Source organism: Bacteroides timonensis (genome assembly GCF_000513195.1).
Lineage (GTDB): Bacteria > Bacteroidota > Bacteroidia > Bacteroidales > Bacteroidaceae > Bacteroides > Bacteroides timonensis.
Genome location: NZ_CBVI010000127.1, coordinates 18884 through 29854, shown reverse-complemented (window position 1 = coordinate 29854; position 10971 = coordinate 18884). Strand labels below are relative to the sequence as shown.

The 10971-nt window shown below is 40.8% G+C and carries 11 protein-coding genes and 1 pseudogene; all 12 read right to left on the bottom strand.

The genetic code is table 11. The features are described 5' to 3' along the window. Positions 1–86: 86 nt before the first annotated feature. On the bottom strand, positions 87–605 hold the full coding sequence (locus tag BN161_RS22970) for a dihydrofolate reductase family protein (RefSeq protein WP_044270601.1): 519 nt from the start codon (positions 603–605) through the stop codon (positions 87–89). A gap of 395 nt (positions 606–1000) precedes the next feature. Further along, positions 1001–1279, bottom strand: coding sequence for a helix-turn-helix domain-containing protein (locus BN161_RS22965; RefSeq protein WP_044270599.1), 279 nt, complete (start codon positions 1277–1279; stop codon positions 1001–1003). Between the two features lie 12 nt (positions 1280–1291). After that, positions 1292–3337 carry an AAA family ATPase gene (locus BN161_RS22960; protein WP_044270598.1) on the bottom strand — a complete coding sequence of 682 codons (2046 nt, stop codon included), beginning with the start codon at positions 3335–3337 and terminating at the stop codon, positions 1292–1294. Beyond that, positions 3300–3716, bottom strand: coding sequence for a helix-turn-helix domain-containing protein (locus BN161_RS22955; RefSeq protein ID WP_081743775.1), 417 nt, complete (start codon positions 3714–3716; stop codon positions 3300–3302). Before BN161_RS22955 ends, BN161_RS22960 begins: the two co-directional genes overlap by 38 nt. A 158-nt stretch (positions 3717–3874) precedes the next feature. Next, entirely contained in the window at positions 3875–4720 is an 846-nt protein-coding gene (locus BN161_RS22950) for an RteC domain-containing protein (RefSeq protein WP_044270605.1), read from the bottom strand. Positions 4721–4740: 20 nt separating this feature from the next. Further along, positions 4741–6027 (bottom strand): MATE family efflux transporter, encoded by a 1287-nt coding sequence (locus BN161_RS22945; RefSeq protein ID WP_044270595.1) that lies wholly within the window; start codon positions 6025–6027, stop codon positions 4741–4743. Between the two features lie 264 nt (positions 6028–6291). Further along, positions 6292–6990 (bottom strand): hypothetical protein, encoded by a 699-nt coding sequence (locus BN161_RS22940; protein ID WP_044270593.1) that lies wholly within the window; start codon positions 6988–6990, stop codon positions 6292–6294. Positions 6991–7000: 10 nt separating this feature from the next. Continuing rightward, the gene (locus tag BN161_RS22935) at positions 7001–7663 is read right to left on the bottom strand and encodes a fluoroquinolone export ABC transporter permease subunit (protein WP_044270591.1); all 663 of its coding nucleotides are present in this window, start codon (positions 7661–7663) and stop codon (positions 7001–7003) included. Continuing rightward, positions 7660–8508 carry an ABC transporter ATP-binding protein gene (locus tag BN161_RS22930; protein ID WP_044270589.1) on the bottom strand — a complete coding sequence of 283 codons (849 nt, stop codon included), beginning with the start codon at positions 8506–8508 and terminating at the stop codon, positions 7660–7662. The genes BN161_RS22935 and BN161_RS22930 overlap by 4 nt, the downstream gene beginning before the upstream one ends. Before the next feature lie 123 nt (positions 8509–8631). Further along, positions 8632–9222 carry a TetR/AcrR family transcriptional regulator gene (locus BN161_RS22925; RefSeq protein ID WP_044270586.1) on the bottom strand — a complete coding sequence of 197 codons (591 nt, stop codon included), beginning with the start codon at positions 9220–9222 and terminating at the stop codon, positions 8632–8634. A 131-nt stretch (positions 9223–9353) separates the two neighbouring features. Further along, a pseudogene (locus BN161_RS22920) lies at positions 9354–9715 on the bottom strand (VOC family protein). Between the two features lie 137 nt (positions 9716–9852). Continuing rightward, a complete protein-coding gene (locus BN161_RS22915; protein ID WP_044270603.1) occupies positions 9853–10626 on the bottom strand; it encodes a class I SAM-dependent methyltransferase in 774 nt (257 codons plus the stop codon). Positions 10627–10971: the final 345 nt, after the last annotated feature.

Genomic DNA, 10971 nt, shown 5'->3' with positions numbered 1-10971 from the left:
AGCTGGAATTTCATTGTGATAGGTTTTGCCACTTATGATAATTGAAATTTTAGTGGTTGCGCCCGGCGGGAACCGGGCGCATTTTTTTATACGCTCCCGCCAAACAGGTAGCTCGAACAGACCACCCCGTTATCCAGCACCCTGCTTTCCGAGAGTTTCCACAGCGAACCGAATGTTTCCCCGATAAAACCGATGCCTTTGCCCGTCATGACCGGGACGGTGTAGATTGTCAGGCTATCCAGCAGTCCGGCTTTAATCAATGAAGTAAGCAGCTTGCCGCCGCCCACCACCAGCATGTCGGCTTCCTGTTTCAGTTCATAGACCCTTTGCAGCGGTTCTTCGGTCAGGAACTCCACGCCGCAGTCCGGCGTCACGTTGGTGTCGTAGTGTGACACCACAAAAGACCGCTTGCTTTTGTGCGGCCACCCGCCCCAGTGTTCAAAGATGTAGTTGTAGGTGTTCGCCCCCATAAGCAGGCAATCTGCATCCAAATAGTATTTGCCAACGATAGTTTTTACTTTATCGGGTAACCAATCCAGTTCCTTATCTAAGGTGGCTGTATGTCCGTCAAGAGATACGGCGATATGCGCTTTAATTTGTTTCATCCTATCAGGTATTAAACAGTTGATAATCTTTTTCAACCTATTCGTTGATACCTCAAAAAAGAAGCGTGAACTTACACTGCTCCACTACGAGGTACTGGCATACCCAAAGAAACGAAACAGGCAAGTCCACGCTATGACAAAGCATAGCATAGACATTGCGCTGAAAATCCCGTTTCTTTTGAAAAGTGCCAGTTTTCGTAGTGAGATATTCGGCGAACGAATATGTTATATATAATGACGAAATCACAGCCGAAACTGTTCAACCGCCGTTATTCTCTTATGTTACTTTTGCAAAAGTAGCGAAAATCACCGGAATAACCTTGCAAATAAAAGAAATCCTGCCATGTTACTATAACAAGGCAGGACGAATAATAAAAACTGGAAAGAATAACCATTCAATCCATGCGTTCACGGATTAACTTGTGTATGTCACTTGCACGGTAGAAATATTTTCCGTCTAACGTCAAGTAAGGCAGTATTCCTTTCTTCCGGTAACGTTGCAAGGTTTTGGTACTCACTTTCAGCATAAAGCACAAATCCTGATTGTCAAGGAGTTTTTCACCGTTCAGATAATTGTGACCGCTTAACAGACGGTCTATCTTTTTGTCCTGCATATCGAGCCTATCCATAATACGCTCCATCCAAACCACGAAGTTGTCATTGTCTATATACATAAGGCTACCGGATTAAATAAGACCTATCATAAAATAGCTTTGGTTCGCCGGGTCTTTAATGATAATCTCCCGTTCACGCATAAAGCGGATGTAACTCTTTGCGGTGCGTTCCTTGACATCCAAGACCTGCTGTAACTGTTCGCAAAGGTCTATATAAGTAATATGTGTCTGTCGCCCGAAAATGTCATGGGCAACGCCTACCAGTTCCCTTTCCTTGCGCTTCTCTTTTTCTTCACGGGGTTTCTCACCCTTGTAAACGTGCATCCCGGCTTTTTTGTCCCATGCAAAGAGCATCAGAGGAACATCCAGCGGGCTACCGTCACGCACTTTCAGTGCTTTCACCACGGACTGGGTGGGTTCTTCGTCTTTTTCAATGGACAGGATTGTAGCCGCCTTGCGCTGTAACTCACTACCCAAATGTCCCCGCAATTTCAAACCGTTCGGGACGAAGTGCAGCACACAAAGAATACAGGTGTTGTAGATACCCGCCAGCCGATAAAGTTCATCTATCACTGCCACGCTTTCAGCTTCATCGTTGGCACTCTTAACAAGGTCGGCGATGCCGTCAATGACGACCAATTGGATGCCGCCGTACTGGTAGTAGAACTTATCCATGCTCTGCACAATGGCGTTCAGGCGTTCTTTGCGTGACATACCCGTCAGGCAGAACGCTTTCAGTTCATCGGGTTTGTCCGGCTGTTTGGCACGTGCCAGCAGGTTGCTTACGTTCTTGAACAGTTGCACTTCCGACTGTTCGGTGTCGTAGAGTAATACCGCCTTATGCCTGCCGTTGGCGGTTATTTGTATACCCAGCGTATCTATGTCCGCACCAGCGGGGCAGATGCAGCCCGCCACGATTGCGGCTACGTAATTGCTCTTTCCCGTTCCCTCGCCCCCGGTGATTCCGAACAGGTTGCCTTGTGTCCCTAACGGAACGTCACCCGCCGAAATAATCTCTTGTGCTTTGGCGGGCGGGTTGTTGAAATCTATCTCGCATGATTTAAGCATAATCAAAGTGTCACTATACAGGTTGTCTAAAAATTCGATAAACAGTTTCAGAAAATCTTCACGGGTGTTCCCGGCTTTGAAGTAGTCGGATATGTCCTTTTCCTCTTTCGTTCCCGGAAGCGGGAGCAACAGACGTTTCACGCCAAATTCTTCCAATAGCTTTTCCTGCTTGCGTGAACTTTCCTTGCCTGTTTTATCCATATCGAAAAGTAGGATGATGTGTTTGAAACGGAATGTTAGCCGATAAACCAGCGTAGGCGGGATAGTCACCGTTTCGCTATTGAAGCAGATAGCATTAAAACCGTGTGCCGCCAGCGAAAGCACGTCTTTCTCGCCGCCCGTAATGAATAGCGTGTCACCTTTGGCTGGCAGTTGCTCCAGTCCGAAACAGTAGTTCTCGCCGAAGCTGCCCCCGTAGAGGAAGCGGGGCGTGGAGAACGGGCGGTACAGCTTGATGTGCTGTTTGCCCTTGTAGCCGTACATGGGTTCTGCCACCGATGAAGTATAGGTGTACGGTTTCCCCTCTGCCGTTTCGCTGTTGTATTCCCGGAGCGAGCAGACCTTGTAACGTTCCAGCAGTTCGGGCGTGATGCCGTACTGTTGCCAGTACACCAGTTCGGCAAGTGGAAACTTCTGTTCCCGGAACTGGTAGGGCTTGACGTGCCTTTCGGGTGTCTCTTCGGTTTTGTCCGGCACTGCCTGGCGGACGGTTGCCGGGGGAATGGAAACCGGAGTGCCGGAAGCCAGCCCCAAGCCCAAATCCCGGTCGATGATTTCCAGTATCTCCACGAAGTCAGCCGCCCGATTACAGTCCATCCCCTTTAACTGCCCCACGAAGAAGAAACAATCGCCGCTATAATTGTCGTTGCCGAAGTCTTTCATCTTGTACATACCGCTATGGCGGTCGAAGTAGATGTTGCACGATGCTTTCTTATCCAGATAAAACGGATTAAGAAAATTCCGACCAATGCGCCAGTTGCCGGGTAGATAGTGCTTGAACACAGACAATCCGCTATTTGTCCTGCTTAGAATTTCGTCTTTCCTTAACATAAGCCTCGTGATTTGCAACTAAATTACGCATACATTCATCATTGCTTTTTATCAGCCGTTCTTCCAACAGGCGTTTCAACTCGCCTATCTTGTAATAACAACGCCCTCCAATATTGGAATAGGCGATAGTTCCATTAGCCCGTAAGCGTTGCAGGGTACGGTCGCTGATTTGAAGAAAGGTGCAAACCTCGTAACTGTCCACCCAAATTTCATCCTCATTCGTCCTGCTTTCGTCCAACTGGTTGAAGATGAAGTTTGCAATGGCGGTAATCTTATTGTCCAATTCCTTGTAGGCTTTGGACTCGAATGTTATAATCTCCATATTGCTAACTTGTTGATTTGCCGCAAAGTTCGGTAGAAGAAATAACCTAAAAGTCATGGTTGTACCTATCATGGTATTACTTTTTTAAGGGAAAATCGGGTAAAATAACGGATAATCCCATTGAAAAACGGCATTTTGTCAATAAAACTACCTACAAAAAAAGAAGTACCATATTGGGGTAAACATGGTACTTCTTTACATTGTAATACAGAGGATTATTTCATATCATCCTCATTCATCCGTTTAATCAGGCTATCTATAAGATGATGAAGATATGCCGTCCGGTCTTTTCTCTCTTTCATGGCTATATAAGAAGCATAGTAATCGCCCAAATTGACTTGAAACACCGTACCAAGAAACTTCATCATTTCTTTTATCTCTACATTGCCGTTATTAATGTCACCCGCAGATACAAGGGCATACCCTAATTCTATCAAAAAGACTTTTTTACCCGTGAAACGGAAAGGATATTTCAGATACTTTTGAAGATTGTCTTCTATCTGATTGTCTGTTTCCAGCTTCACTAATCGTTTGTTCAGATAAATACGCAGCATTTCATTGGCTATAATTTTAGCCACCTTATAGTCATATCCGGTTGAAAAATTCGGGTCTTTATCGAATTGTGCGCTATCGGTGCATAAACGTAAATCTGCATTCCCACGAACAAAATAATATTCATCGTACACCGTTGAATGTGAACGATAGTATTGGTAAAAGTCCAAGTTGCGATTGAAGAAATAGGTCAGATTATCCAGTTCCCGATTGATATAGCTTCTAATTACTTCATCGCTACCATTAGGACATTGTGTTTCTATCCGATAAATCTTATAGAAGAATAATAATCGGGCAAGTATTTCCGGTTTCTGCGTCTTGAAGAATAGTATTTCATCCTCTTTGGTTGGAAAGACATAGGTTTGAACTCTCATCCTTAAATCATTAAGTATGCTTTGTAACTTATGTACCATTGAAAGAGAAGTTTCAATAATATCATAGCCGTAGAGGTCGATTTCTGATATATCGACCTCTATTTGTTCCAATATCCTATCCGTTTCTTCTTTTATACTACCGTTCCTCATTGCCGCTATTGTTTGTATTTCAGATAAATAATAGCTTGCATTCCAAGCAGTATGACATATAAGTATTCCACAGCCCAATAAGCCGCCAGTGGGACATTCCAATGGCTTAGTCCCCATAAACAGAACAGGTAGGCAATCGTAGTCGTCACTTGAAATATGAAGACTGTTCGTGTCGCCCCCGTCCCGGTTACGGCATTCAGATAGACATAGCCGGGCAGCGCAAAGAAGTAATTCAATAGCATGACTGCAAAAGGTAGCCATGCTGCTTGTACGATTGCCGGATTTTCCGTGTAAGCCCCGATAATGGACTGGTGAAAGAGCAAGGCAAGGACTATCAGCGGAACGCCTGCCGCATACCCCAAACGGATAATCCGGCGGCAAAGCGGAAAGACATTCTTCTTTTCACCCGCACCAATCAGATTGCTGACCAAAGAACTGGTAACACCCGATAGGGCATTGACAATGACGGAGAACAAGGCAGAAACGCTTCTGACGATATTCGACACTGCCAGCTCCATTTCCCCTAAACGTTCGATAGCCAAAAAGAACAGAAACCAAATGGCTACACTCATAAAGAATTGCAACATGCTCCATACCGAGATAGAAAAGATTTCTTTCAGTACTGTCATATCCATGCTCCAATGTAAGCCATACAGATGCCTGTTGATGTGTCGAAACACATAGGTTGTCAGGACGATTAACGAACACAGTTCTGCCAATGACGATGCGATAGCCGCCCCCGATATGCCCATACCGAAACCGAATATCAGAAGCCAGTTCATGGGAATATTTACCAGCACGGCAGTAAAAGCCGCCATGTTCAGGGCTTTTGTCTGCGTGATGCCTACCAAGAATGAACGTAAGGCAAGAAACGGAAAGGAGAAAAACAGTCCCCAAATGCGTCCGTCCAAATAACAGATAACAGCGTTATAGACATCTCCCGAAGCAATCAGATGTTTCAGGAGTACAGGAGAAAGAATTTGGGACAACAGGCAAAGAACCACCGCCAGCGACAACAGGAAAGAAAAACCTTGAAAGAAAGTCTTCCCCGTTTCTGAATACCGCTGTTCCCCGTTACGGCGGGCAATTACCACTTGTAACCCCAAGCTGAACCCGAAGCCGAGCATATAAATAGCCAAGAACCATATTCCGGCGAGGGCGGATGCGCCCAATTCCACATCACCCACATGCCCCAAAAACAAGGCATCGGTAATATTTATCAGTTGTTCGATAAGTATACTCATCATTACAGGAAAAGCGATGAGCCAAATTTTCTTATAGGTATAATTCATTTGTTCAAACCAATATGATACAATAAGCCATGCCGCTTGGACAGCAAAACAATCTTGTAGATTTACAATTAGGGATAATGACAAGGCAGTAATAGACAAACTTAAACGATAAGCCTGTCTATTGCTGAATAGCGTTAATCGAGGGTGCTATTCGCCCGGCGTAGCTATATGCACAACTGCCATTTCATATTGTTGAACAACTATTCTTTTTTCTGTTAGGGTTGCAAAGATAGCGTTTTTCTCAATTAGCAGTTTTGGGAGAAACTATATTTTTGTGCTATACCTATTATATAATATGTAAACTAGTCCCCCGGAAAGAAAGATAGCTGGTAGAATAAACCAATAGTTGTTGCTTATCAGAAACTTGGCTATCCAAAAAGAAGGGAGAAATGAAAATACATATTGGGTACTATCTGTAATCACAAAAGGTATGATTAATCCCACCATAACCAAAGCAGATACTTTTGCAAGTGCCATGCCTTCCACTTTATTTCCCGCGTATGCCAAAATAATCATAGCAGCCACAACGCTTAGTATTGTAGCCAATATGGATATGATAAATGTAGTCCATACTGACATATCTGATACGGAACAGAAAGAAAGCAGCACGAAAGAAACAATGGCTGCAAATAAAACAGGAATAATCAATCTTGATATAAGATAACCCTTCTTTCCAAGTGGGGTGATTGTGATATACCTGTTGATTTTCATGTCCGTTTCATCCAATACCACTAAGACCGAAGCGAAGCAAATCATATAAGGACACATAATTGCAAGGAATAAATCCAGTATCGGATAATATAGACTGAAATCCTTTAGCATTGGATAATGCTGTACAATCAAGGGGAAAACAAACCTATATATTGCCGCCAATAGTAACGGAATACATATTATTGCAGATAACATACCATCTGAGAATATGTTTCTGACAAACATTTTGAAGGAAATAATATTCTGATTCATAATTATATCATTATATCGTCATCATTTTTTTTACTGACAGGCAAGAAAAAATATACATCGCAATGCACCAAATGATTATTGCCATTAGAGACATGATACTGATGTTCCCAGACATAAGTTCTATAAGGCTTATACTTGGGTGCAATAGCATAACTCCCGACTTATAGCCCATTGTATAAATTGATATGGGAGCTACGGATATTATCAAAGTGGGAACCATAATCAGCATAAAGTTATTCATGGTTGAAATAAAAGCGGAAAGTGATATTCCAACCAGTGTGAATAATGCCGAACCTAACATGATTCCAACAGTAAGATGTATGTAAGAATGTTCCATTCCTGAGAACAATGCGATTAGCACTCCACTTAGCAAAGAAATCAGTCCGATAGAAATTACCTTTGACAAAATGTATGCGTGTACCGATATGGGCGAAACTGCTAATGCCTGCATTACTTTTTCGCTTTTCTCGAATAATATGATTGCTCCCATAAACATTAATCCAATCAGTACGGGGTCTGAAAATATAAGGGTAGTTGTGCATAGTTCTTTCCACGGCATAGGAAGAATGCGCAATACTGTAATATACACTAGTGTAAATAGTGTATATAGGGCATAAAAACCATATTTGTATTGTTGCCGAATATCGCCTAGTATTAAACCTTTAAGTTTCATAGTAATTTCCTCCCTGTTATTTCTGAAAATATATTGTCTAATGTCGGCTCATTGCTATGTATTGATAACAAGGCATTAGCTTGAATCAGAGATTGCAGTTTTTTATCTGTACTTATTTTGTCAAGTGCGATTGTAGTATTCAATTCTTGTTGATTCTCCAAATATGAATATGTCACTTCATTATAACGCCTTGACATGATAAGATTATGAGGAGTGTCCATAGCTTTAATGTTGCCATCAACAATAAATGCCACACGGTCACAAAGTTCGGTTGCATCGTGCATATTGTGAGTAGTCAGAATGATTGTCACTCCTTTATTTTTAAGCTCACGAATAATGTTTTTCATCACTTGGGAGTTTGAGGGGTCTAAACCTGATGTCGGCTCATCCAAAAATAATACTTTGGGCTGATGAATGATTGACCGGGCAAAGTTTAATCTGGATTTCATGCCTTTAGAAAAACCTGCCACTTTCTTGTTGGCATGTTGTGACAGTCCGACCATTTCTAATAATTGTTCGGCAGGAATAAGTTTGCAGTCATATAAAGAACCAAAGAATTTCAAGTTCTCCAATGCGGTGAATTTCTCATAAAAACTTGGGAATTCAAAATCGACACCAATACTCTCATAGAAATGATTAGACTTATTTCTAACCTCATTATTATTAACAGAAACACTCCCCTTATATTTAGGGAGCATACCTATTAATATCTTTTGAAGAGTGCTTTTCCCTGCTCCAGAGGGTCCTAAGAAGCCAAATATTTCTCCGCTTCTTACTTGAAAATTCATATTCTCAATAAATGGTAGTTGAGAATAACTAAACGATAAGTTTTTTACTGTAATCATAATTTTTAAATTTTATATCGTATGACTAAAATTGTTTATATAGTCATATTATAGATTCAGAACCTCGCTATGCAGCATATTTGCACATAGTCAGTTGATATTATATAATCTTGTTGTGCTGGATTAGTCTTTAAATAGTTGCTGCACTATCCCCCTAACCATAAACTTGAAAACTTCATTGTAAATATCTGTTCCAATTGTTTTCTCATTTAGAATAGTCAAGAATGCAGCTCTTAAAGCCCCTGCAAATACCTTTGCGTCAATTGATTTACTTTCTGGAATAAATTTTAGTAGTTCGTTTGCCAGCATGACATCATCATCTACGTGTTTTGAAAGTACTTCTTGAGGGAGTTTTCTGCTTAGATATTCCACGTCACTATTTACAAAGACAGATACAAAGTATGGTTTGTTGTTGATTAGCAAGTCAGATATAATATCTGTCAATGTATCAACCGTAATATTATCGGTATGCCTATTTACGGCATTTAGAAATTCTTTTTCCAGTTTTTTATGATAGTCTATTATCGTATCGAAAAAAAGAAGTTCTTTTGATGTATAGAACAGATAAAATGCCCCTTTAGAAATATTGGCATATTTAACAAGCTCATCTACAGAAGTTTTACGTACCCCTTGCTGCTGGATAAATAGCAAAGCTCCTTCTTTGAGTTTATCCTTTATAAGCTTTCTTTCGTTGTCATCAAATGCTTTTGCCATACTGTATGACTATTTTGTTATTATTGGTCACTGCAAACATACACATTATTTTTGAATTGACAAAGAAATATTGGTTTATTTTTCTCGGAAAGTTACTTCATATCAACTTACAGTTATATCTTCGACACAAATTAGTCGATGTAAAGTCCAATGTGATTGTCCGCAGGGTCTGCAAATACGGCAAAAGACCCTTTCCCCTCGGCTTGAATTTTAGTCTTGGGAATAACTATACTGCATCTTGCTTCATTACTTGCCGGATTGACCTGTCAATGTCTTCATAGTTAAAGTGAATTAATACACCATGCTCTGAGGGTTTGAAGTTCGATGCATAAGATATAGCACCTACCGTTTGTCCGTCCTGCACGAAACAAGCCATTTTCTCGTTATTATATTCGGCTACCATAAGTTCAACTCCCAAGATTGTTTGATAGAAATTTACTGATTGGTAGAAGTCGGTAACGGGAATTTCAAAGAATGTGATTAAATTTGTTATGTTCTTTTAGTTGCTATTTTGTCCTGCGTTAAGACAGTGGCATAAGGAACTGGATAGAACGAAAGGGATATTTTAGAGGGTGCAACTCACGTTTGTTGCACCCTCCCTGTTTTTAACTTTCACTGACAGTGAAAGTTTTAGATTTTCTTTCCGATATAAAATACATAGCCATAGAAGCCTTTATACTTATTGTATAATGCTTCTTCAAGATGCTGAAACTCTATGAGTTTCTTTACGGTTTCATTATGAGGATATTTTTCCAGCATTAGTTTACGGGCTTCAATCAAAGGCTGATAGTAATGTTCCGTCCAGCATTTTTCCGGCAATACAAATGAAGCGACTGGGAGATAGCCAGCCCTCTGCATTTGCGCGACTTTAACAGGAATTGTATCTATCTCTTGATACTCCTGCATCCAAAAATCGTGTATTTCAGCCGGACGCTCTTCTGTAAACCATGAGCTTTCCGAAACTGCAATATACCCATCAGGTTTCAAATAATCACGCCATTCATTTATACCTCTCTCAAAGCCGATATTGTAAATAGCACCTTCCGACCATATCAAGTCTAAAGATTCTTTTTCAAAAGGCAGATTGTCCATTGAGCCGACAATCCCCTTCACTCTGTTTTGCAAATTCAGCTTTAAGGCATCAAGATTAAACTTGTCAATACACCCTGAAAAGAAATCAAGTCCTGTAATAGTTCCTGATACATTTTGTGCCAAAACCATAGTTTGACCTCCCGTTCCACAACCAATGTCTGCAATTTGCGCAGTATCACTCAGATTATCAATGAAACTTAAAGCCTTTAATGTAACATCAGGACTTCCCGGACCTTGCCTTTTTGTATTAAGAAAAAATTCACAAATTAAATTTACATCAAACCCGTAAATTGTGTTGTTATCGTTATTCATTTTCATTGTATATATTGCATACAGGGAAAACATAATGATGCCTTACCTATACGCAGATTAAAATTATAATATAAGCACACGAAAATACTTCCCGGAAAGAATTATCCGAGAGTAAACGTAAAGAACAATCTACATTAGAAATGCAGATTGCTTACAACACAATATCCGATTGGTTTGTTTTCTTCATGCAAGCAAAGATAGTGAATTGTTTTATGCCATGCAAATCCCCGGAGAGAATTTAGTGCAAGGTGCAAGTATATATCTATATATATAGCTTGCACCTTGCACTAACCGTAGAATATTTATTTTCAATGATTTGCGTATTAAAAAATAAAGTGGTATCTT